This is a genomic window from Rhodanobacter sp. FW102-FHT14D06 (assembly GCF_043950705.1).
Lineage (GTDB): Bacteria > Pseudomonadota > Gammaproteobacteria > Xanthomonadales > Rhodanobacteraceae > Rhodanobacter.
This window is the reverse complement of the sequence record NZ_CP170722.1, coordinates 2678626-2700079: the sequence shown is the minus strand read 5'-3', so window position 1 is coordinate 2700079 and position 21454 is coordinate 2678626. Positions and strand designations below refer to the sequence as shown.

The 21454-nt window shown below is 68.0% G+C and carries 19 protein-coding genes; 11 read left to right on the top strand and 8 right to left on the bottom strand.

The window, feature by feature from the left end; all coding sequences use genetic code 11:
- Positions 1 to 131 precede the first annotated feature (131 nt).
- Positions 132 to 1157 (bottom strand): type IV pilus twitching motility protein PilT, encoded by a 1026-nt coding sequence (locus tag ACFCQI_RS12055; protein ID WP_395116993.1) that lies wholly within the window; start codon positions 1155 to 1157, stop codon positions 132 to 134.
- Between the two features lie 348 nt (positions 1158 to 1505).
- Here ACFCQI_RS12055 and proC point away from each other — a divergent pair, with 348 nt between their 5' ends.
- The 3 genes from proC (at position 1506) to ACFCQI_RS12040 (ending at position 5914) form a co-directional block, all read left to right on the top strand.
- A complete protein-coding gene (gene proC / locus ACFCQI_RS12050) occupies positions 1506 to 2330 on the top strand; it encodes a pyrroline-5-carboxylate reductase (protein WP_395116991.1) in 825 nt (274 codons plus the stop codon).
- Complete coding sequence (locus ACFCQI_RS12045; RefSeq protein WP_395116989.1) at positions 2327 to 2902, top strand: YggT family protein; 576 nt, start codon at positions 2327 to 2329, stop codon at positions 2900 to 2902. The genes proC and ACFCQI_RS12045 overlap by 4 nt, the downstream gene beginning before the upstream one ends.
- Before the next feature lie 177 nt (positions 2903 to 3079).
- Positions 3080 to 5914: a valine--tRNA ligase gene (locus ACFCQI_RS12040; protein WP_395116987.1), complete on the top strand. Its 2835-nt coding sequence runs from the start codon at positions 3080 to 3082 to the stop codon at positions 5912 to 5914.
- 51 nt (positions 5915 to 5965) lie between these two features.
- Here ACFCQI_RS12040 and rimI read toward each other — a convergent pair whose 3' ends face one another.
- Genes rimI through ACFCQI_RS12025 form a run of 3 tightly spaced genes read right to left on the bottom strand, consistent with a single transcriptional unit; the run spans position 5966 to position 7698 of the window.
- A complete protein-coding gene (rimI, locus tag ACFCQI_RS12035) occupies positions 5966 to 6448 on the bottom strand; it encodes a ribosomal protein S18-alanine N-acetyltransferase (protein ID WP_395116986.1) in 483 nt (160 codons plus the stop codon).
- A 3-nt stretch (positions 6449 to 6451) separates the two neighbouring features.
- Positions 6452 to 6907, bottom strand: coding sequence for a hypothetical protein (locus ACFCQI_RS12030; RefSeq protein WP_395116984.1), 456 nt, complete (start codon positions 6905 to 6907; stop codon positions 6452 to 6454).
- Between the two features lie 8 nt (positions 6908 to 6915).
- Positions 6916 to 7698, bottom strand: coding sequence for a CDP-alcohol phosphatidyltransferase family protein (locus ACFCQI_RS12025; RefSeq protein ID WP_395116982.1), 783 nt, complete (start codon positions 7696 to 7698; stop codon positions 6916 to 6918).
- A gap of 109 nt (positions 7699 to 7807) precedes the next feature.
- Here ACFCQI_RS12025 and ACFCQI_RS12020 point away from each other — a divergent pair, with 109 nt between their 5' ends.
- The 3 genes from ACFCQI_RS12020 to ACFCQI_RS12010 all read left to right on the top strand — a co-directional run bounded on the left by ACFCQI_RS12020 (position 7808) and on the right by ACFCQI_RS12010 (position 10542).
- Complete coding sequence (locus ACFCQI_RS12020) at positions 7808 to 8239, top strand: DUF4124 domain-containing protein (protein ID WP_395116980.1); 432 nt, start codon at positions 7808 to 7810, stop codon at positions 8237 to 8239.
- A gap of 69 nt (positions 8240 to 8308) precedes the next feature.
- Entirely contained in the window at positions 8309 to 10009 is a 1701-nt protein-coding gene (locus tag ACFCQI_RS12015; RefSeq protein WP_395116978.1) for a proline--tRNA ligase, read from the top strand.
- Between the two features lie 212 nt (positions 10010 to 10221).
- Positions 10222 to 10542 carry an H-NS family nucleoid-associated regulatory protein gene (locus ACFCQI_RS12010; RefSeq protein WP_395116976.1) on the top strand — a complete coding sequence of 107 codons (321 nt, stop codon included), beginning with the start codon at positions 10222 to 10224 and terminating at the stop codon, positions 10540 to 10542.
- A gap of 272 nt (positions 10543 to 10814) precedes the next feature.
- On the opposite strand, the gene ACFCQI_RS12005 is transcribed toward ACFCQI_RS12010, so the two are convergent.
- The 3 genes from ACFCQI_RS12005 to ACFCQI_RS11995 are packed head-to-tail and all read right to left on the bottom strand — an operon-like array spanning position 10815 to position 13501.
- Positions 10815 to 12089: a threonine/serine exporter ThrE family protein gene (locus ACFCQI_RS12005; RefSeq protein WP_395116974.1), complete on the bottom strand. Its 1275-nt coding sequence runs from the start codon at positions 12087 to 12089 to the stop codon at positions 10815 to 10817.
- Positions 12086 to 12532 carry an NfeD family protein gene (locus ACFCQI_RS12000; RefSeq protein ID WP_395116972.1) on the bottom strand — a complete coding sequence of 149 codons (447 nt, stop codon included), beginning with the start codon at positions 12530 to 12532 and terminating at the stop codon, positions 12086 to 12088. Before ACFCQI_RS12000 ends, ACFCQI_RS12005 begins: the two co-directional genes overlap by 4 nt.
- Before the next feature lie 15 nt (positions 12533 to 12547).
- Positions 12548 to 13501 (bottom strand): SPFH domain-containing protein, encoded by a 954-nt coding sequence (locus ACFCQI_RS11995; RefSeq protein ID WP_210772072.1) that lies wholly within the window; start codon positions 13499 to 13501, stop codon positions 12548 to 12550.
- Positions 13502 to 13674: 173 nt separating this feature from the next.
- Between ACFCQI_RS11995 and phoB the strand changes: the two genes are divergently transcribed.
- From phoB to ppk1, 5 genes are all read left to right on the top strand, one after another.
- On the top strand, positions 13675 to 14379 hold the full coding sequence (gene phoB / locus ACFCQI_RS11990) for a phosphate regulon transcriptional regulator PhoB (RefSeq protein ID WP_395116970.1): 705 nt from the start codon (positions 13675 to 13677) through the stop codon (positions 14377 to 14379).
- Positions 14380 to 14396: 17 nt separating this feature from the next.
- Complete coding sequence (gene phoR, locus ACFCQI_RS11985; protein ID WP_395116968.1) at positions 14397 to 15677, top strand: phosphate regulon sensor histidine kinase PhoR; 1281 nt, start codon at positions 14397 to 14399, stop codon at positions 15675 to 15677.
- Positions 15678 to 15992: 315 nt separating this feature from the next.
- Positions 15993 to 17138 carry a glycosyltransferase family 4 protein gene (locus ACFCQI_RS11980; protein WP_395116966.1) on the top strand — a complete coding sequence of 382 codons (1146 nt, stop codon included), beginning with the start codon at positions 15993 to 15995 and terminating at the stop codon, positions 17136 to 17138.
- Positions 17113 to 17676 carry a phosphatase PAP2 family protein gene (locus ACFCQI_RS11975; RefSeq protein ID WP_395116965.1) on the top strand — a complete coding sequence of 188 codons (564 nt, stop codon included), beginning with the start codon at positions 17113 to 17115 and terminating at the stop codon, positions 17674 to 17676. Before ACFCQI_RS11980 ends, ACFCQI_RS11975 begins: the two co-directional genes overlap by 26 nt.
- 28 nt (positions 17677 to 17704) lie before the next feature.
- Entirely contained in the window at positions 17705 to 19813 is a 2109-nt protein-coding gene (gene ppk1, locus ACFCQI_RS11970; protein WP_395116963.1) for a polyphosphate kinase 1, read from the top strand.
- A 158-nt stretch (positions 19814 to 19971) separates the two neighbouring features.
- On the opposite strand, the gene ACFCQI_RS11965 is transcribed toward ppk1, so the two are convergent.
- Positions 19972 to 21225 carry a porin gene (locus tag ACFCQI_RS11965; protein WP_395116961.1) on the bottom strand — a complete coding sequence of 418 codons (1254 nt, stop codon included), beginning with the start codon at positions 21223 to 21225 and terminating at the stop codon, positions 19972 to 19974.
- Between the last annotated feature and the right edge of the window lie 229 nt (positions 21226 to 21454).

Below are 21454 nucleotides of genomic sequence, written 5' to 3'. Positions count from 1 at the left end.
ACAGGGAATGGGGAATCGGAAAACCGGTGCACGCCGCGGACCGGCGCCCGGGCCGCGGGCACCCGATGAGCGGCCGCGCACGGCTTGCCGCTCATCGACGATCCCCGGCTCCCGGCTGCCGATCCCCTGCCTCACTTGAAACTGTCCTTGTTCTTGGCGTAGCCCTGCGCCTGCTGGCGCGTCACGACGCCACGCTTGACCAGGTCCAGCAGGCACTGGTCCAGCGTCTGCATGCCGAACTGCTGGCCGGTCTGGATCGACGAGTACATCTGCGCCACCTTGTCCTCGCGGATCAGGTTGCGGATGGCCGGGATGCCGACCATGATCTCGTGCGCCGCGATGCGGCCGCCGCCGACCTTCTTCAGCAGTGACTGCGAAATCACCGCGCGCAGGCTTTCGGACAGCATCGAGCGCACCATCGGCTTCTCGCCGGCGGGGAACACGTCGATGATGCGGTCGATGGTCTTGGCCGCCGAACTTGTATGCACGGTGGCGAACACCAGATGGCCGGTTTCCGCGGCGGTCAGCGCCAGGCGGATGGTTTCCAGGTCGCGCAGCTCGCCGACCAGGATGTAGTCCGGGTCCTCGCGCAGCGCCTCGTTGAAACCATGCGTGTCGCGATGCACCTCGCGCTGGTTGACCAGGCACTTCTGCGAGGTGTGCACGAACTCGATCGGGTCCTCGATCGTGAGCATGTGCCCGTATTCGTTCTTGTTGATGTGGTCGACCATCGCCGCCAGCGTGGTCGACTTGCCCGAGCCGGTCGGGCCGGTCACCAGGATCAGGCCTTGCGGCTGCTCGATCAGCTCCTTGAACACGCGCGGCGCGCCCAGGTCTTCCAGCGTCAGCACCTCGGACGGAATCGTGCGGAACACTGCGCCGGCGCCGCGGTTCTGGGTGAACGCGTTGACGCGGAAGCGCGCCAGGCCGGGGATCTCGAACGAGAAATCGGTCTCGAAGAACTCCTCGTAGTCGCGCCGCTGCTTGTCCGACATGATGTCGTAGATCAGCGAGTGCACCTGCTTGTGCTCGAGCGCGGGGATGTTGATCCGGCGGACGTCGCCGTCGACGCGGATCATCGGCGGCAGGCCGGCGGACAGGTGCAAATCCGAGGCCTTGTTCTTTACCGAGAAGGCAAGCAGTTCGGCAATGTCCATGAAGTCGTTTCCCCTCAACCGATCGTCTGGTGGCATGAATGCGGATGCACAGGGGTCCGGACTGTCGCCGCCAGCCGCCGCCCGGGCGCGCAACCGCTGCCCCTGGAACCCTGCGGACCGGCAACCCGAATCCCCCTGTAGCCGCGTCGATACTACTCGCGCAAGCGGCTGTGCGGCCAGCCTTTCCCGCCTATCATGCCGCAACCGCAACGGGGATTTGCGCATCCCGTCGAAAAACGCGAGGTTGCCCCGCCGTCGGCCTCGTCGCGGCGGCGGCGGCGCGTCGTCCGCGCGCCGGCGCGCCGGCTTCCGGTAAGGTAGGCGGCTGCAACGATCAAGGAGTCCTGCATGACACGATTAGCCTTCATCGGCGGCGGCAACATGGCGCGCAGCCTGATCGGCGGCCTGCTGAAGACGGGCGTCGCCTCCGCCACGATCAGCGTCGCCGAGCCCCGCGCCGAGGGGCGCCAGGAGCTGGGCCGCGATTTCGGCATCGCCTGCTACGCGGAGAACCGGCTGGCGGCGGCCGAGGCCGAGGTGATCGTGCTGGCGGTCAAGCCGCAGGTGCTGCCCTCCGTCCATGGCGAGTTGCAGGACATCCTGCAGCGCCAGCGCCCGTTGCTGATCTCGATCGCCGCCGGTGTGCGGCTGGACCAGCTCGAACGCTGGTTCGGCGCGAGCCTGCCGATCGTGCGCTGCATGCCGAACACGCCTGCGCTGATCGGCGCCGGCGCCACGGGTCTGTGCGCCAACGCGCGCGTCAGCCCCGCGCAGAAGGCGCAGGCGCAGCACATTCTGGACGCTGCCGGACTCACCCGCTGGATCGACGACGAAGCCCTGATGGACACCGTCACCGCGATCTCCGGTTCGGCGCCGGCTTATTTCTTCGCCCTGGTGGAAGCGCTGGAGGAAGCCGCCGTGGCCCAGGGCCTGCCGCGCGACACCGCGCGCGCACTGGCCGCGCAGACCTGTTTCGGCGCCGGCCGCATGCTCACCGAGAGCGGCGACGACCCGGCCGTGCTGCGCCAGCGCGTCACCTCGCCGCACGGCACCACCCAAGCCGCGCTGGAGAGCTTCGGCGCGGACGGACTGCCGCGCATCGTGGCCAGGGCCGTGGCCGCGGCCACCCGCCGCGGCGCCGAGCTCGCCGCCGAACTGGACGCGCAGCCGTGAGCTATCTGTTCAACGCACTCTCGATGCTGATCGGCCTGGCGTTCGACGCCGTGGTGATCCTGTTCCTGCTGCGGGTGACGGCCGAAGCCTGCCGCGCCGATTTCAACAACCCGCTGAGCCAGTTCATCTACCGCACCACCAACCCGGTGCTGGCGCCGATCCGCCGCGTGGTGCCGAACTGGGGCAGGATCAACCTTGCCGGCCTGCTGCTGGCGTGGCTGGCGATGCTGCTCAAGCGCCTGCTGCTGTTCGCGCTGGTCGGGGCGATGCCCAACCTTGCCGGTCTGCTGGTGCTGTCGCTTGCCGAGCTGTTCGACTTCGTGCTGCTGTTCTACATCGTGCTCATCTTCGGCTGGTCGCTGCTGAGCATGTTTTCCGTCGATCGCCGCCAGCCGATGCTGCGACTGGCGGAGAAGATCGTCGCCCCGCTGCTGCGTCCGCTGGACGGCAAGCTGGTGTTCGGCCAGATCGACTTCGCGCCGATGGCGGTGATCATCGTGCTGTTTCTCGCCCGCATGCTGATCGCCGCGCCGCTGCTGGATCTTGGCGCCGGGCTGGCCGTGGGCGGCTGAGGCCGGCCTGTCCCGGGCGGCGGGCAGTACCCGCCCTGCGCCACGCAGACGACTGCCCGCCCACCTCGCGCGGCGCAATCATCGCGCCCCGCCTTGGGCTGGCCCTGGCCCGCACCGTACAATCACATCCTTACCCGACACCCACGCGCGCGCCTGCGCGCCAGCGAGCGTTTCCCGATGGAAAAGAGTTTCGAGCCGGCCCGGATCGAGTCGAAGTGGTACGAGCGCTGGGAAGCCAGCGGCGCGTTCAAGCCGAGCGGCCAGGGCGAGCCGTACTGCATCCTGCTGCCGCCGCCGAACGTCACCGGCACGCTGCACATGGGGCATGCGTTCCAGCAGACGGTGATGGACATGCTGGTGCGCTACCAGCGCATGCGCGGCATGAACACGCTGTGGCAGGTCGGCACCGATCACGCCGGCATCGCCACCCAGAAGATCGTGGAGAACCAGCTCGCCGTCGAGGAAAAGACCCGGCATGACCTGGGCCGCGATGCGTTCATCCAGCGGGTCTGGCAGTGGAAGGAGGAGTCCGGCTCCACCATCACCCACCAGATGCGCCGCATCGGCGCCGCGGCCGACTGGTCGCGCGAACGCTTCACCATGGACGAAGGCCTGTCGGCCGCGGTGCGCAAGGTGTTCATCGACTGGTATCGCGCGGGCCTGATCTATCGCGGCAACCGGCTGGTGAACTGGGACCCGGTGCTGGGCACGGCGGTGTCGGATCTCGAAGTGAACAACGTCGAGCGCGACGGCCACATGTGGTCGATCCGCTACATGACCACCGACGGCGCCGCGTCGCTGGTGGTCGCCACCACGCGTCCGGAGACCATGCTGGGCGACGTCGCCGTGGCCGTGCATCCGGAGGACGAGCGTTACGCGCACCTGGTCGGCCAGACGCTGCATTTGCCGCTCACCGGCCGGCAGATTCCGGTAATCGCCGACGACTACGTCGACAAGGATTTCGGCACCGGCTGCGTGAAAATCACTCCGGCGCATGACTTCAACGACTACGCCATCGGCCAGCGGCACAAGTTGCCGCCGATCACCATCTTCACGCTGGACGCGAAGGTCAGCGACAACGCGCCGGAGAAGTATCGCGGACTCGATCGCTACGACGCGCGCAAGGCCGTGCTGGCCGATCTCGAAGCCGCCGGCCTGCTGGTCGAAACGAAGGCGCACAAGCTGCAGGTACCGGTGAGCCAGCGTTCCGACGCGGTGATCGAGCCGATGCTGACCGACCAGTGGTTCGTCGACCTCACTTCGGACGTCCAGGCGGATGGCCGCCCGGGCGGCCGCAAGGCGATCACCGAGCCGGCGCTCGATGCCGTGCGTTCGGGCGATATCAGGTTCGTGCCGGAAAACTGGGCGAACACGTATACACAATGGCTGGACAACATCCAGGACTGGTGCATCAGCCGCCAGCTGTGGTGGGGCCATCGCATCCCGGCGTGGTACGACGAGGCCGGCAACATCTTCGTGGGCGAGGACGAGGCTGACGCACGCGCACATGCCGCGACCGTGCCGGTCGGCGACCTGCGTCAGGACGACGACGTGCTGGACACCTGGTTTTCCTCCGCGCTGTGGCCGTTCTCCACGCTGGGCTGGCCGGCCGATGGCCCGGTGAAGAACGAGCGCGGCGAGGTCGTGGCGAACTGGGCACAGGACAAGGTCTTCCTGCCCAGCGCGGTGCTGGTCACCGGCTTCGACATCATCTTCTTCTGGGTCGCCCGGATGGTGATGACCACGAAGTACTTCACCGGCCAGATACCGTTCCGCGAGGTGTACATCAACGCCATCGTGCGCGATGCCGAAGGCCAGAAGATGTCCAAGTCCAAAGGCAACACGCTGGACCCGCTGGACCTGATCGACGGCATCGCGCTGGAACCGCTGGTGGAGAAATCCACCAAGTCACTGCTGATTCCGCAGGTGCGCGCCAAGGTCGAGAAGCGCATCCGCAAGGACTACCCCGACGGCATCCCGGCGATCGGCACCGATGCGCTGCGTTTCACCTTCGCCGCGCTGGCCAGCTACAGCCGCACGATCAACTTCGACATCAAGCGGGCCGAGGGCTACAAGGCGTTCTGCAACAAGCTGTGGAATGCGGCGCGGTTTGTTCTTTTGAACGCGGGGAACGGGGAATCGGGAATCGGGAATCGGAGAGATCAAAAGCCGGTGACCGAGGCGGAGCGGTGGATTCTGACGCGGCTCAAGCAGACGCTGGACGAGGTCGAGAGGCACTTTGTCAGCTATCGTTTCGATCATCTGGCGCAAGCGCTGTACGAGTTCGTCTGGAACGAGTATTGCGACTGGTTCCTGGAACTGGCCAAGCCGGCGCTCAGCGGTGACGACGCGGCGGCTGCCGCGTCCACCCGCCACACTTTGCTGGTGGTGCTGGAAAGCGTGCTGCGTGCGCTGCATCCGGTGATCCCGTTCATCACCGAGGAAATATGGGCGTCAGTGGCGCCGGTGCTCGGCCTCAGCGAAGGCAGCCTGCTGCAGCGACCCTGGCCACGCGCCGAAGACATCACCGCCGATGATGCGGCCACGACCGAGATCGAATGGTTCAAGAACGTGCTCTCCGGCATCCGCCGGATCCGTTCGGAGATGAATATCCCGCCCGGCAAGACGATCCCGCTGTTGCTCGCAGACGGCGACGCCGGCGATCGTGCGCGGGTGGCAAAGTTTGCCGCACAAATCGCCTTCCTCGCCCGCGTCGAGACTCCGCAGTGGATCGCTGCTGGCGCCGACGAACCCGCCGCCGCGGCCGCCGTGGTCGGCACGTTGCGCGTGCTGATCCCGCTGGCCGGGCTGATCGACGTGGCCGCCGAGAAAGCGCGCCTGGCCAAGGAAATCGGTCGCATCGAGGTCGAGATCAGGAAATGCGAAGGCAAGCTCGGCAACGCGAACTTCGTCGCCAATGCGCCGGCCGAGGTCGTGGCACAAGAGCGCCAGCGCATCGCCGACTGGAACACCACGCTGGGCGCGCTGCGCGAGCAGGCCGGCAAGCTGTAGGGCGGGCACCGCCGCACGCCGCCCCGGGCTTTTTGGCGATCGGGTTCTTGCTTATTTCTCGATATGGCCTGCGGCCATATCGAGCGCCATCACGATCGCGTCCTCGCGTCCGTCGCGTGCCGGGTAATAGCGCGGGCGCCTTCCGATTTCGTGGAAGCCCACCGACTCGTACAAGGCTTTCGCGCCCGGGTTGGACGGGCGCACTTCGAGGAAGAGTCGCTCGGCCCGGTTCCAGCGCGCCACGTCGAGCAGGCGCATCAGCAGATGCCGGCCGAGACCGCGGCCGCGATGCTCCGGGCCGATGCACAAATTGAGCAAGTGCGCCTCGCCGGCGCCGGTCGAGAGAATGCCGTAGCCGGCCACGCTGCCATCCACGCACAGAACCCAGCACGAATGCCCTGCCCGCACGCAATCGCCGAAGATGCCGGGCGACCACGGGAATTCGTACGAGGCGTTCTCCAGCGCGCTGACTGCGGCCAGATCATCCAGGTACATGCCGCGCACCTGGATCGCCGCCTTCGGCACGGCGACCATCGTTCAGGCTCCCGCGCTGGCCAGCGCACGGCGCACGCTGCGCAGCGCGTTCCACAGCCGACGCTTGGCCGTCGCGTCGGCCAGCACCAGCTTCGGCTCATCGGCAAGCACAATCAGCGCCTGGCTCATCACTGCCGCCGGCAAGGCGCGGCCGAGTGCATGCGCCTGCGCATCGCCGAACACCAGGTAGGCGCGCGCCGCCGGCACCGATGACGCCAGTTGGCCACCTTGCACGCTGATGCGCGCCGCGCGCGCCAGCGCCGCACCGCCGGCACGCAGCGCGCGGCCCAGCAGGTCGAGCTCGCGGGCGTTGCACGACGCCGGCAGGATCACCACGCAGGCCACGTCGGCGTCGCCCAGCTCCGGCTCGGCCATGGCCGGCACAACTTTCGCCACGCGGCGAACCCACGGCGTCAGCCCCAGCGCGTGCAGGACGCGGGCGCGGTGGGCGGCAGGCATGGGCGCGTTCATCTGGCGGAGTGCCGTGCACGGCGCCGATGCGCGATCCGCGCCGCGATGGTCCACACCGGCCCGGACAACAGGTACACGGTGAAACCCGCCAGCAGCACCCGCGCCGGCGCCAGATACAGCAAGGCAAGCAGCAGCACCGCCACCACCATCCAGGCGAACGGCACGTTGCCGCGCTCGCCCATCGGCAGCGACTTGAAACTGAAATAGCGGAAGCGGCTGACCATCAGCAGGCCGGTGACCACCACGATCGCCGCGCTGGCGAAGGCCAGCTCGGCGCCGCTCCAGCCGGCCTTCTCCATGGTCCACACGAACGACATGTTCACCGCCGCCGCGGCCGGACTGGCCAGGCCCTGGAAATAGCGCTTGTCGGCCACCCCTGCCTGGGTATTGAAGCGCGCCAGCCGCAGCGCGGCGCAGGCGGCATAGATGAACGCGCACGCCCAGCCCAGCTTGCCCCACAGCGGCCCCACGTCGCGCAGCGCCGACAGCGACCACGTGTACATCACCAGCGCCGGCGCGAGGCCGAAGCTGACCAGGTCCGACAAGGAGTCGTACTGCACGCCGAACTCGGTCTGCGTGCCGGTCATGCGCGCCACGCGCCCATCCATGCCGTCGAGCACCGCCGCCAGGAACACCGCGATGGCCGCCTCGACGTAATGGCCGCCGATGCTTGAAATGATCGCGTAGAACCCGGCGAACATCGCCGCCGTGGTGAACAGGTTCGGCAACAGGTAAATGCCGCGGTGCCGGGGCGGTTGAACGGGCATGGGTGGACTCATGAAGCAGGATCGTGACGGAGTAGGCGCAGTGTAAACCATTGCCTGCTTGAGTCCGGGGCGCCGGAGTGATAACAAGGAACGACTGATTTTCCCCTGTCCGGAGACCCCCATGCGCCGTTCGCTGATTGTCGTGGCACTGCTGCTGTTTGCCCCGTTGTGTGCCGCGCAGGTCTACAAGTGGACCGACGCCAGCGGCACCGTGCACTACTCCGAGGCGCCGCCGACGCAGGGGGTCAAGTACAGCAAGGTCACCACGACCGGCACGGTGGAGCCGCTGGTCAAGCCGGCCGAACGAAGCAATCCGGAGGACGTCGCGGGCGGCAGCAACGAGCCCGCCGTCGCGCCGAAGACCATGGCCGACACCCCGGAGAACCGCAAATCGCTGTGCGCCTCGCTGCAGTCCAACCTGGCGACCCTGCAGGGCAGCGGTCCAGTGGTGATGGAGAAGGATGGCAAGCCCAACGCACTGGACGCCTCGCAACGCCAGCAACAGATCGCCACCGCCCAGGCCCAGTACGACCAGTACTGCCAGGGCAAGTAAGCCCCCGGGCCGCACTCCGGCGGCGGTGGCGCCGCTACAATGGGCGCTTTACACGCCGGAATCGCCCGCATGCGCCTCAGCCAATTCCACCTGGCCACCGTCAAGGAAGTCCCTGCCGACGCCGAGATCGCCAGCCATCGCCTGATGCTGCGCGCCGGCATGATCCGCCGGCTGGCTTCCGGCCTGTACACCTGGAGTCCGCTGGGCCTGCGCGTGTTGCGCAAGGTCGAGCGCATCGTGCGCGAGGAAATGGATCGCGCCGGCGCGATCGAATTGCTCATGCCGACCATCCAGCCGCGTGAACTCTGGGAGGAAACCGGTCGCTGGGCGAAATTCGGCCCGCAGCTGCTGAAGATCCGCGACCGCAAGGAGCAGGAATTCTGCTATGCGCCGACCGCCGAGGAAGTGATTACCGATTACGCCCGCAACGAGCTGAAAAGCTACAAGCAGCTGCCGGTCAATTTCTACCAGATCCAGACCAAGTTCCGCGACGAGATCCGCCCGCGTTTCGGCGTGATGCGCGCGCGCGAATTCCTTATGAAGGATGCCTATTCATTCCATCTCGGGCAGGAGTCGCTGGCGGAAACCTACGCCGCGATGTACCAGGCCTATGTGCGCATTTTCACCCGCCTCGGCCTGAGCTTCCGCGCGGTGCAGGCCGACACCGGCGCCATCGGCGGCAATGCCAGCCATGAATTCCAGGTGCTGGCCGATTCGGGCGAGGACGCGATCGCGTTTTCCGACGGCTCCGACTATGCCGCCAACCTCGAGAAAGCCGAAGCGCTGCCCCCGTCCGTCGAACGCCCTGCGCCCGCCGCCGGCCTGCAGCGCGCGGACACGCCGACCCAGAAAACCATCGCCGACGTCGCCGCCTTCCTGAAAGTGGAGCCGCGGCAATGCGTGAAGACCCTGCTGGTGCGCGGCGTCGAAGGGCTGGTCGCGCTGTGCCTGCGCGGCGACCACGAACTCAACGAGGTCAAGGCCGGCAAGCTGGCCGAGCTGCCGGGCGAGATGGTGCTGGCCGGCGAAGAGGAAATCCGCGCCGCCTGCGGCACGCGCCCCGGGTTCATCGGCCCGGTCGGCCTGCCCGATTCCATCCCGGTGATCGTCGATCGCGACGCTGCCGTACTGGCCGACTTCGTCTGCGGCGGCAATGCCGACGGCGTGCACTGCACCGGCGCCAACTGGGAGCGCGACGCGCGCATCAGCCGCATCGCCGACCTGCGCAACGTGGTCGAGGGCGATGCCTCGCCCGACGGCCACGGCGAACTGCACCTGGCCCGCGGCATCGAAGTGGGCCACGTGTTCCAGCTGGGGACGAAGTATGCCGACGCCCTGCGCGCCACCGTGATCGACGAAGGCGGCAAGGCCCAGGTGATGGCCATGGGTTGCTACGGCATCGGGATCAGCCGCATCGTCGCCGCCGCCATCGAGCAGCGCCATGACGACGCGGGCATCATCTGGCCCGAGGCGATGGCGCCGTGGCGGGTGGCGGTGTGCGTGATCAACCCGAAGAACGCCTCCGCCGCGGTCAACGAGGCCGCCGAGGCGCTGTACCAGGCACTCGTCCAGCGCGGCATCGAAACCGTGCTGGACGATCGCGGCCTGCGTCCCGGCAACATGTTCGCCGACATGGAGTTGATCGGCATCCCCCATCGCGTGGTGGTGAGCGAACGCGGGCTGGCCGCCGGCACGCTGGAATATCGCGGCCGCGAGGACAGCGAGAGCCGCACGTTGAGCCAGGATGAGTTGTTCGCACTGCTGGCCTGATTAATGAAACCGGCGGGTTTCGAATATCGGTACATTTGCCCTTGCAACCCTGTTTCATAATCGTTTCGAATATGAACTGTGGCGCGCGTCGGGGAGTTTGGCGCTTTACAAATGTTTGTCCGATCATGGAGAATCCGGACTGGCCGGCATTCACCATGCCCGCATTGCCTCGATAATGAGGCATGATTCGTCACCCTCACCGGAGTCCGTCCATGGCCGTCGATATCAAGAATCTCAACCACAATCAGCTCAACGATCTCATCAGCAAGGCACAAATCCGTCAGGACGAATTGCGCAAGGAGAAGGTCGTCAAGCTGCGCGAGAAGGTCCACGCGCTGATCAAGGCCGAGGGTTATTCGTTCGAGGACATTTTCGGCGGTGCCCGCAAGAGCAAGCGCGCCGGCGCCAAGGTTGCCCCGAAGTATCGCAACCCGGCCAACCCGGCGCAGACCTGGTCCGGCCGCGGCAAGCGTCCGCACTGGTTCAACGACGCGCTGAAGGCGGGCAAGAAGGAAAAGGACCTGACGATCTGATCGCCGTCCCCACGCCATGGAAACAGCGCCGGCCTCGCGCCGGCGCTTTTTTTTTTGGCTTGAACCATGCGACGTCCATTCGCCGCGCAAGGCTCATGCGGACGCAACGCAAAGGTAGGTCAGGAAGGCGCGGCTCTTGATCTTGCCGGGGCCAGGAGCACCCTCCTCAATCCTCCCCTGCTTCAAAGGGGAGGAGGCGAAGGTGCCGCGCGGGTTCGTCTCCCGTGATGAACCGGGTGGCGTGAAGTCCGGCTAGCCCGGTCGCTTTTGTTTTACAGAGAGCGCCGCGGCGAAATCAGCAAGTCGCCGAACATCAGCCCCGCCACCAGCGACACCAGCAGGGTGACCAGCAGCAAGCCGGCGTCCAGGCCGAGCGAGGTGTCGCGTTCGAGCAGGAACGACATGCTGCGGAAGCCCACGCTGCCCGGCACCAGCAACAGGATGCCCGGTTCGCGGATTACCGCGCCGGGCCGATGCGCATAGCGCGCGTAGACGTTGGCCAGCGCGCCCAGCAGCAAGCCGCCCAGGAACACGCCTACCGGCGCGCCCGGCAACGAGGTGGAGATCTCGCCGCCCCAGCGCGTGGCCAGATAACCCACCACCACCGCCGCGATCACTGCCGGCCAGTCGCGCCGGGCGGCGCGGAACAGGATCGCGAAGGCGATCGCGGCGACCAGCAGCACCGGGTAATCGGTCCATGACGGCAGCGGCGGCAAGGCGAAATCGCGCGCAGTGATGCCGAGTGCGCTGCACAACTCGGTCGCGGCGATGACCCCGAAAGTGAGCTTGAGCAGGGTCGCCATCGCGCCGCCCATGCGTGCCATGCCGGAAACCAGGTGCTGGCTGGAGATCTCGCGCACGGCGGTGGTCAGCGACATGCCGGGGATCAGGATGATCAGGCTGGCCAGCACCACCGACTTGATCGCCAGCGGCACGATGAAGGCGCTGACCAGGATCGCCACCATGGTCGCCACCAGCGCACTGATTGCATCGCTGGCCGCCGCCAGCTGCGGCCGCACGGCAGCCGCCAGGGTGATGCAGCCGATGATCGTGCCGATCACCGCCGCGACCACCAGGTCCACCCACGAGCTGTGCAGGAACAGCGCCGCAATCGAAGCCGCGGACAAGCCGTAGCTGGCGATCAGGCCGATTTTCTCGCGTCGGCTGTCCGGCCGCCCCAGCTCGCGCAGCAGGCGAAAGCCTTCGCGCAGGCCCAGCTCGCCGGCGATCGCGCGGTCGGCGATGTCGTCGGCCTGGCACAGCCGTTCCAGGTTCACCTCGCCCGGCGGCAGCCGCACCACCTGGGTGGTCGTCGCCACGCGCTCCTCGCCCTGGGCGAGGTCGGCGAAGGAAATGATGACCGCGGTAGGGCTGGACCACACGTCGGCGGACAAGCCCAGCCGCTGCGCCACGCCGGCCACGGCCATCTCCAGTCGCGGCGCGGTGGTGCCGTACTGGTGCAGGCGCCGCGCCAGCTCCAGCACGAACGCCATGCGCGTGTTCAGCGCGGTGGTGGCGAATTGCTGCTGGCTGATGGTGCCGCTCATGCCACCGCGCGCACCTGCAGGGTGGAACCATCGACGGCAACCACTTCCACGGTGGCGCCCAGCGGCAGGTCCGGCCCGTTGACCAGCCACTGGCCGTCGCCCACGCGGGCCTTGCCGCGACCATTGACGATCGCCTCGATCAGCTCATAACGCTGGCCGATCATCTGCTCGGCGCGACGGTTGAGGCGTTCGCTGCCCGGCACGCGACGCTCCAGCTTCGGCCGCAGCCAGCGCGCGTAGGCCACGCAGAAGGCGAATGCGAGCAGGCCGAACACGATCGCCTGCGCCAGCAGGCCCAGCGTCGGCACGGCCCACAGCAGCACGCCCATCGCCGCCGCGGCCAGGCCGATCCACAGGAGGAAATAGCCCGGCAGCAGCAGCTCGCCGGCAATCAGCAGCAGCGCCAGGATCCACCACAGGTAATGCACGGCAAGTTGCCACATGGTCGAGGACTCCACTCAGCGCAGCGGCGGCACCGGCGCGGCCGCCGGGCGCTGCTGCTGGGTGAGGGATTCCTTGGCCAGTTCGGCGATGCCGGCCATCGCGCCGATCACGCCGGTGGCCTCGATCGGCAGCAGCAGCATCTTCTGGTTGGGCGAATTGGCCATTTCCTTCAGCGCGCCGATGTAGTTGTTGGCGACGAAATAGTTCAGCGCATTGATGTTGCCGCCGGCGATCGCGTCGGAGACCATCGTGGTGGCCTTGGCCTCGGCCTCGGCGGTGCGCTCACGCGCCTCGGCGGCGCGGAACGCGGCCTCCTTCTCACCCTCGGCAGAGAGGATCGCCGACTGCTTCTCGCCCTCGGCCTTGAGAATCGCCGCCTGGCGGAAGCCCTCGGCGTCGAGGATGTTGGCGCGCTTCTCGCGCTCGGCCTTCATCTGCCGTGCCATCGCGTCGATCAGGTCGCGCGGCGGCGAGATGTCCTTGATCTCGATGCGGTTGACCTTGACGCCCCACGGGTGGGTCGCCTCGTCCACCACGCGCAGCAGGCGGGCGTTGATCTCGTCGCGCTTGCTCAGGCTTTCGTCCAGGTCCATCGAGCCGAGCACGGTGCGGATGTTGGTCATCACCAGCGCCAGCGAGGCCTGCTCCAGATTGGCCACTTCATAGGCCGCCTTGGCCGCATCCAGCACCTGGTAGAACACCACGCCGTCGACACGCACCACCGCGTTGTCCTTGGTGATGACGTCCTGCGAGGGCACGTCCAGCACCTGCTCCATCATGTTCATCTTGTGCCCGATCGCCTGGTAGATCGGGATCAGGAAATGCAGCCCCGGGCTCAACGTGCCGGTGTACTTGCCGAACGTCTCCACCGTCCATTCGTAACCCTGCGGCACGATGCGCACCAGCTTGACGATGCCGATGACGACCACGACCAGGATGACCAGCGCCAGCAGTTGTGCGATACCCATGAAGCTCTCCCCTTTCCGTGAAGATGTCAGTATAGGCGAGCGCAGCGCCGTCGAGCGGGCCGGACCACGGCGTCATGGAACGATCATCACGACCGCGACCGGGCAGCCCGGCGCTGTCATCGTCGCGTAACATGGCCGTGATTCCATGGCGCCGGCTGCCACTGGGCATATGCATGCAAAAACGCATCCTGATCATCGAAGACGAGGCGCCGATCCGCGACATGGTGGCGTTCGCGCTGCGCCGCGCAGAGATGCTGCCGGTCTGCGCCGCCGATGCCGGTGAAGCGCAGCTGGCCATCGCCGAGGCGGTGCCCGACCTGATCCTGCTCGACTGGATGCTGCCGGGCATCAGCGGCATGGACCTGGCCCGGCGCCTGCGCCGCGAGGAGCTGACCCGCGACCTGCCGATCATCATGCTGACCGCCCGCGGCGAGGAGACCGACCGCGTGGCCGGTCTGGATGCCGGCGTGGACGACTACGTGGTCAAGCCGTTTTCCACCCGCGAGCTGGTGGCGCGGATCAAGGCGGTGCTGCGCCGCAGCCAGGGCGAGGACGGCGCCGGCATGATCGAGCTGGGCGGGCTGCGTCTGGACGGCCAGGCGCACCGGGTGTTCGCCGGCGACGAGCCGGTGCACCTGGGTCCCACCGAATACCGCCTGTTGCACTTCTTCATGAGCCACAGCGAGCGCGTGTATTCCCGCGCGCAACTGCTCGATCATGTCTGGGGCGGCAGCGTCTACGTGGAGGAGCGCACCGTCGACGTGCACATCCGGCGCCTGCGCAAGACCCTGGAGGCATGGGGCCTGGATGCCCTGATCCAGACAGTGCGCGGCACCGGTTACCGCTTCTCCGCCCAGCCCGCACCCGTGCGGCCCTGAGCAGCTCCGGCCGGCGCATGCGCAGCATCCGCACCTCCTTCGACACCGGCTTCCTCGTCATCGTGATCGGCTCGATGGCCGGCGCGATCGTCGCCGCGCTGTGGGCGTCGCCATGGTGGGCGCTCGGCGTCGCCCTGGGCGGTGAAGCCGTCGCGCTGGGGTGGTGGCTGCGCGCACGCCGTGCACGCCGGACGCGACCCGATACACCTGGCCAACTCCGCGCCGCACGCGCCTTGCGCCAGTCGCGCCTGCGCGCGCAGTTGCACGACGTGCGCGACGCGGTGGGCGCACTGGCCGATGCCGTGGTGCTGTTCGACGATCAGGGGCGCGTGCGCTGGTTCAACGCGGCCGCTACCCGTCTGCTCGGCGTGCGGCGCGAACACGTCGGACAGCCGCTCGCGCAATGGCTCGACGGCAGCGAGCTGGGCACGTGGCTGCGCACGAATGCCACGCAGCCGGCCACCGACCTGCCGGCGCCGGCGGATGCGTCGCTGCGCCTGGCCGCGACGATCATCCCCTTCGGCCAGCAGCTGAAGGTGCTGCTGGCGCGTGACATCAGCACGCTGAGCCGGCTGGAGCAGGTGCGCCGCGATTTCGTGGCCAACGTCTCGCATGAGCTGCGCACGCCGCTGACAGTGATCCACGGCTATCTGGAACTGCTGGACCCCGTGGACGTGCCCGAGCTGGCGCCGGTGCTCGGCGAGATGCGCATGCAGTCGCAGCGGATGCAGCAGATCGTCGAGGATCTGCTGACCCTGTCGCGGCTGGAAACGCGCGAGGCCCTGCCGGACGAGGAAGTGGCCATGATTCCGCTGCTGGAGACGCTGCGCCGCGAGGCGGTGGCGCTCAGCCAGGGCCGGCACCGCATCAGCGTGGAGGCGACCACTGCGGTGCGCCTGCGCGGCTCGATCCATCACCTGCACAGCGCGTTCTCCAACCTGACCAGCAACGCCGTGCGCTACACGCCCAGCGGCGGCGAGATCGTGATCGGCTGGCGGCAGACCGCCGATGGCGGCGCGATCTTCTCCGTGCGCGACAGCGGGCTGGGCATCTCCGCCGAACACCTGGTGCGACTCACCGAGCGCTTCTACCGCGTGTCGTCCAGCCGCTCGCGCGAGTCCGGCGGCACCGGCCTGGGCCTGTCCATCGTCAAGCACGTGCTGAACCTGCACCAGGGGCGCCTGGTGATCGAGAGCGAGCCCGGCCGCGGCTCGACCTTCTCCTGCGTGATGGAAGCCTCGCGCGTGTTGCCGCCGGACCGCGGCGGCATCTTCCGCGCCGAGACCCCGGCCAACTGAGCCGCGCCTGCGCGCAACCCCCTTGTCGCAAAAAAAACGGCGTGGAGAAAATCCACGCCGGGAGCCGATTCAGGAGGGGGAGCGGCATCTCGAAGATGCCTGCCATGGAGGGGAGTGCCTGGCAGGCGCAGGCATTGTCGCAACGCCGCGTGACAAGCCGATGACATGCGGGGCTCGCTTTTTTGTCACGACGGCAGTTCGCGATGCCTTCCCGCAGCGCGCGCAAGTCGGCAAGCACACAAGCGTCATGCAGCCGTCGTTCGCGTGCAACAGGGCGGCGCCACGATCGGTGCCAGTTCCGATCGGAGAACAGCGATGCGCGTCAGCTTCGTCACGGAAACCTGGCCGCCCCAGGTGAACGGTGTCGCCCTCACCGTGCGCACGCTTGCCGCCGGACTGGCCGCACGCGGGCTGGGCGTCGACGTGGTCCGCCCCGGCGGCGACGGCCGCGACGGCAAGGTCGAACTGGTACGCGCACGCGGCGTGGCGCTGCCGCGCTACCCGGGCATGCAGTTCGGCCTGCCCGCCGGCAGTGCGCTGCGCCGGCGCTGGCATGCGAAGCGGCCCGATGCGGTGTACATCGCCACGGAAGGTCCGCTGGGCGCGTCGGCGCTGCGCGTGGCCAACGCGCTGCAGATCCCGGTGGTGAGCGGGTTCCACACGCGCTTCCACGACTACGCCGCCCACTATGGCGTCGGCCTGCTGGCGCCGCTGGTACGCAACCACCTGCTCGGCTTCCACCGTCGCGCGCAGATGACCCTGGTGCCGACCAACGCGCTGCACGCCGAGCTGACGGATGCCGGTGTCGACCACGTGCGCAAGCTGCGCCGCGGCGTCGATGTCCGGCTGTTCTCGCCGGAGCGGCGCGATCCGGCGCTGCGCCGCAGCTGGGGCGTGGATGACGAGACGCCGGTGCTGCTGTGCATCGGACGGATCGCCGCGGAGAAAAACCTGGGCCTCGCCGTGCAGGCTTTCCGCGCGTTGCAGGCACGCACGCCCGCCGCGCGCCTGGTGATGGTCGGCGACGGTCCGCAACGCGCGGCGCTCGCCAGCGCCTGCCCGGAGGCCTTGTTCGTCGGCACCAGGCACGGCGCGGATCTGGCCGCGCACTACGCCAGCGCGGACGTGTTCCTGTTCCCGAGCCTGTCGGAAACCTTCGGCAACGTGGTACTGGAAGCGATGGCCTCGGGGCTGGCGCTGGTCGCGTTCGACCATGCCGCGGCGCAGGAGCACGTCGTCGACGGCATCTCCGGGCGCATTGTGCCGCCCTCGGACGCGCGCAGTTTCATCACCTCGGCCTACCAGCTCGGCGTCGACCCGACGACCCGCCGCAGGCTCGGCGCCAATGCGCGGCGCGCCGCGCTGCGGTGCCCGCCGGACATGGTGATCGCGGAATTCGAGACTTTGCTGGTCTCGCTGCTGCATGGCCATCCCGATGACCGTCTCCGCGCCGTCGCCTGAACCGGCAACTCTGTCGCTGGACGCGCTGCTGTGCCGCGCGGCCAGCCGCTGGGGCGCGCGTCGCGCGGTGCAACGGATCTTCGGCGCGGCCAGCCGCCTCGGCGATGGCTGGCTCTGGTACGGCCTGATCGCCGCGTTGGCCATCGGCGGCGGTGACCGCGGTCGGCACGCCGCACTGCAGATGGCCGGCACCGGCATCGTGGCGTGGTTGCTCTACCGCACGCTGAAGCGCCGCACGCGTCGCCCGCGGCCGTTCCGCGTGCACCGCGAAGTGATCGCGCGCGCACCGCCGCTGGACGAGTTCAGCTTCCCGTCGGGGCATACGCTGCACGCGGTGAGCTTCGGCATCGTCGCCACCGGCTGGTTTCCCGTGCTGGCCCTTCCGCTGGCGCTGTTCGCCGTGCTGGTGGCGATGTCGCGCGTGGTGCTGGGCCTGCACTACCCCAGCGACGTGCTCGCCGGTGCCGCACTCGGCGCGCTGCTCGGCCTCGCCTCGCGCGGGCTCGACGCCGCACTCGTCGGCACCCTGGCGGGTTGAACCGCCCTCACCCGCCGACCCTCCGCCCATGACCATCGCAAGCGCGCCGCAGCACGTCGAGCCGGAGCCGGCCAGCGTCGGTTTCCGCGCGGCGAACCTCTGCCTCAACCACGAACTTTCGGCGCTCCAATTCAATGCCCGCGTGCTGGCCCAGGCGCGCGACGCCACGGTACCGCTGCTGGAACGGCTGCACTTCCTGTGCATCTCGGTGCGCAACCTCGACGAGTTTTTCGAGGTGCGCGTGGCCAGCCTCAGGCACTGGATCGCCTACGGCGACGCGCGCCCGGGCCCGGACGGCATGCCCCTGGCCGAGGTGCTCGCGCAGGTGCGCGACAACGCCACCCGGCTGATGCACACCCAGTACGAAACGTGGCATGACGAGCTGCGCCCGGCGCTGGCGCGCGAGGGCATCGTGTTCATCGACGGCGCGCCCTGGTCGCCCGCACAGACGCGCTGGGCGCGCACGCACTTCGAGCGCGAGATCCTGCCGGTGCTCTCGCCGCTGGGCTTGAACTCGGCCCACCCGTTCCCGCGGATACTCAACAAGAGCCTCAATGTCGCGGTGGTGCTGGACGGCGAGGACGCCTTCGGTCGCGAGGGCCATGTCGCGGTCGTGCGCGCGCCGCGCTCGCTGCCGCGCGTGATCCGCCTGCCGCCGGAGGTCGCCGGCGCGCCACACCAGTTCGTGTTCCTCTCCACGCTGCTGGAGCGCTTCGCCGACGCGATGTTCCCCGGCATGACGATCCGCGGCGCCTGCCAGTTCCGCGTGACGCGCGATTCCGAACTGGAGCTGGAAGAAGGCGACACCGAGAACCTGGCGCGCGTGCTGAGCATGGAACTGCGCGAGCGGGCTTACGCCGACGCGGTGCGGCTGGAACTCGGCGAGGGCTGCACGCCCGAGGTGCGGCAGATGCTGCTGGTGAACTTCGGCCTGACCGATGCCGACGTGTACCTGTGCAGCGGCCCGGTCAACCTGCATCGCGCGTCGGCGGTCTATGACATGGTCGATCGCCCGGATCTGAAATATCCGCCGTTCGTGCCGGCCGTGCCTCGCGCCTTCACGGCGGACGCCGGCATGTTCGACACCATCAGCCAGGGCGACCTGCTGCTGCATCACCCGTTCGATTCGTTCACGCCCGTGCTCGAACTGCTGCGCCAGGCCAGCACGGACGCCGACGTACTGGCGATCCGGCAGACGCTGTACCGGGTCGGCGAGGACTCGCCGCTGGTCGGCTACCTTGCCGATGCGGCCCGCTCCGGCAAGGAGGTGACGGCGGTCATCGAGTTGCGCGCCCGCTTCGACGAGGAGGCGAACATCCGCCTGGCCGACCGTCTGCAGGAGGCCGGCGTGCAGGTCGTGTACGGCGTCGTCGGCTACAAGACCCACGCCAAGATGCTGCTGATCGTGCGCCGCGAACGGGGCGTGCTGTGCCGCTACGCGCACCTGTCCACCGGCAACTACCACCTGGCCACCAGCCGGCTCTACACCGACATCGGCCTGATGACCCGCGACCCGGGCATCTGCGCCGACGTGGGCCGGATCTTCCAGCAGCTGTGCAGCCTCGGACCGGCGGTGGAGCTGGAGCACGTGCTGCAGTCGCCCTTCAGCCTGCATCGCGGCCTGCTCGCCCTGGTCGAGCGCGAGATCACGCACGCATGCGCCGGCAAGCCGGCGCGGATCATCGCGCGCATGAACGCGCTGAACGAACCCTCCATGGTCGCCGCGCTCTACCGCGCCTCCTGCGCCGGCGTCGAGATCGACTTGATCGTGCGCGGCGCGTGCATCCTGCGCCCGGGCCTGCCCGGGGTCTCCGAGCGCATCCGCGTGCGCTCGGTGCTGGGCCGCTTTCTCGAGCACAGCCGCGTGTACTGGTTCGCCAACGACGGCCACGCCGAGATCTACGGCTCCTCGGCCGACTGGATGGAGCGCAATCTGCTGCGCCGGGTGGAGGCGTGCTTCCCGATACGCGACCCGCGCCTGGCGACACGCGTCTTCCGCGAAACCTTGCAGAACTACCTGGACGACAACGTGCAGGCCTGGCTGCTGGACGCCGATGGCCACTATCGCCGCGCCACGCCGGGCGACGCACCGGCGCATGCGGCGCAGGGCTGGCTGCTGGACCGGTACAAGACCTGACGCCTCGGCGGACGCGCGCGCAGCGTCATCGCCATCATCCGCGCAAAAAAAGAAACGGCGGGCATCCTGGCCCGCCGCTCTCCATCCCTGGGTGGAACTCCCTCACGATAACCGTTTGCCCCGCCGCGCCGCCGCGGACTGCCGCGGCGGCACGGGGTTCAGAAGCGCACTTCGCCGAACACGCCGATCTCGTTGGTCTTCACGTTGCGCACGTGCGGCGGTACCGGCGTGCTGACGGACTTGTCGGCCTTCTCGTGCTTCCACACGCCGGCCAGCTTGAAGCCCTTGGTCACCTGGTACTCGACGCCGGCGTTGTAGTAGACGTTCTTGTTGGCGCCATCCAGCGTCTTGCTGAGCTTGGCGTTGTCGTAGCGGGCGAACAGGCTCACGTCGTCGGCCACCGCCACGCTGCCCCACAGCGAGTAACCGTCGGCCTTGTCGGTGGCCGTGGTGAGCACGTTGTTCCAGTTCTTCGCCGTGAAGTACTCGGCGCCGAGACGGAACGCGTCGCTGGCATAGGCGACCATGATGTCGCCGCGCTCGGCCGTGTTCACGGCGTTGACGTTCTCGGTCTCCTGGCCGCGATGGCCGCGGTAGCCGCCGATCGCCACCACCATGTTCTCGAACGGCACGAAGCCGAGGCGGCCCTCGACATCCACGCCCTTGCTGCGGCCCGGATTCTTGTAGCCGTTGCCGTTGACCACCGACACCGCGTAGTTGAACGACTTGCCGGCGCCCAGCTCGCCACCCAGGTGCAGGCCCCAGTCCGCCGAGTTGCCGTACTTCAGGCGGTCGGTGATGGTGTTCTCGACGTAGCGGAAGCCGTAGTACTGCTCGGCGAACGGAATCCACGGCATGTCGGTCGAACCGATGCGCAGCACCGCCGCGTCGTCGAACTTGCCCTGCACGTAGGCCTTCTTGACGAACAGGCTGGTCTGGCCGTCGCTGCTGGAATAGTTGAAATCGGTGGTCAGGTTCATCGACCAGATGTCGTTGAACTTGTGGTCGACGCCGAGGTAGAAGCGCTTGACGTCCATGCCGATGCCGGACTTGTCGGTCTTGCCGCTGTCGCTGTCCTTCTGGTCGATGTTGGTGAAGTCGAAGTACATGCGGCCGGACAACTTGGTGTTGTTGACCAGCTTCTCCAGCGACTCGAGTTTCTTGTCGCTGGCGGTGGTCACCGCCGTCGCCTTCTCCACCGCCTGGCCGGTGCTGACGTTGATGTCGGACTGCGCATCGGTGCGCTGTTCCAGTTCGTTCACCTTGGCCTGCAGTGCGGCGAGCTGGGCCTTCAGCGACTCGACCTCGGCGCTGGTGGTCGCCGACGTCCGGTTCTGCGGCGCGGCCGCGGCCGTGAAGCTGGCAACCCCGAGGCCGGCGGCAATCGCCACCGCAATCAGTTTGGAACGCATGTCTTTCTCCGCAAGTGGGTGGGAAATCGCTGGATCGCCGCCCGAACCGGAGGGGCCTGGCCGGCGATTGGTTAAAAGTTTGCAGACGGACTTTTACGGCTGGATGCCACTGACATGACAGATTCGAGACACTCCCGCGCGTGGCCCGCCGGCACTGTCGCAGGGGCTGTCATCTTGCTGCAACATTCATTTCATTCAATGGCAACACGAAAAGCCTGAAATGGCGGGG

Coding starts and splice junctions, on each gene's coding strand:
- ACFCQI_RS12055 (WP_395116993.1), bottom strand. CDS start 1,157: ATGGACATTGCCGAACTGCTTGCCTTCTCGGTAAAGAACAAGGCCTCG.
- proC (WP_395116991.1), top strand. CDS start 1,506: ATGACACGATTAGCCTTCATCGGCGGCGGCAACATGGCGCGCAGCCTG.
- ACFCQI_RS12040 (WP_395116987.1), top strand. CDS start 3,080: ATGGAAAAGAGTTTCGAGCCGGCCCGGATCGAGTCGAAGTGGTACGAG.
- rimI (WP_395116986.1), bottom strand. CDS start 6,448: ATGGTCGCCGTGCCGAAGGCGGCGATCCAGGTGCGCGGCATGTACCTG.
- ACFCQI_RS12030 (WP_395116984.1), bottom strand. CDS start 6,907: ATGCCTGCCGCCCACCGCGCCCGCGTCCTGCACGCGCTGGGGCTGACG.
- ACFCQI_RS12025 (WP_395116982.1), bottom strand. CDS start 7,698: ATGAGTCCACCCATGCCCGTTCAACCGCCCCGGCACCGCGGCATTTAC.
- ACFCQI_RS12020 (WP_395116980.1), top strand. CDS start 7,808: ATGCGCCGTTCGCTGATTGTCGTGGCACTGCTGCTGTTTGCCCCGTTG.
- ACFCQI_RS12015 (WP_395116978.1), top strand. CDS start 8,309: ATGCGCCTCAGCCAATTCCACCTGGCCACCGTCAAGGAAGTCCCTGCC.
- ACFCQI_RS12010 (WP_395116976.1), top strand. CDS start 10,222: ATGGCCGTCGATATCAAGAATCTCAACCACAATCAGCTCAACGATCTC.
- ACFCQI_RS12005 (WP_395116974.1), bottom strand. CDS start 12,089: ATGAGCGGCACCATCAGCCAGCAGCAATTCGCCACCACCGCGCTGAAC.
- ACFCQI_RS12000 (WP_395116972.1), bottom strand. CDS start 12,532: ATGTGGCAACTTGCCGTGCATTACCTGTGGTGGATCCTGGCGCTGCTG.
- ACFCQI_RS11995 (WP_210772072.1), bottom strand. CDS start 13,501: ATGGGTATCGCACAACTGCTGGCGCTGGTCATCCTGGTCGTGGTCGTC.
- phoB (WP_395116970.1), top strand. CDS start 13,675: ATGCAAAAACGCATCCTGATCATCGAAGACGAGGCGCCGATCCGCGAC.
- phoR (WP_395116968.1), top strand. CDS start 14,397: ATGCGCAGCATCCGCACCTCCTTCGACACCGGCTTCCTCGTCATCGTG.
- ACFCQI_RS11980 (WP_395116966.1), top strand. CDS start 15,993: ATGCGCGTCAGCTTCGTCACGGAAACCTGGCCGCCCCAGGTGAACGGT.
- ACFCQI_RS11975 (WP_395116965.1), top strand. CDS start 17,113: ATGACCGTCTCCGCGCCGTCGCCTGAACCGGCAACTCTGTCGCTGGAC.
- ppk1 (WP_395116963.1), top strand. CDS start 17,705: ATGACCATCGCAAGCGCGCCGCAGCACGTCGAGCCGGAGCCGGCCAGC.
- ACFCQI_RS11965 (WP_395116961.1), bottom strand. CDS start 21,225: ATGCGTTCCAAACTGATTGCGGTGGCGATTGCCGCCGGCCTCGGGGTT.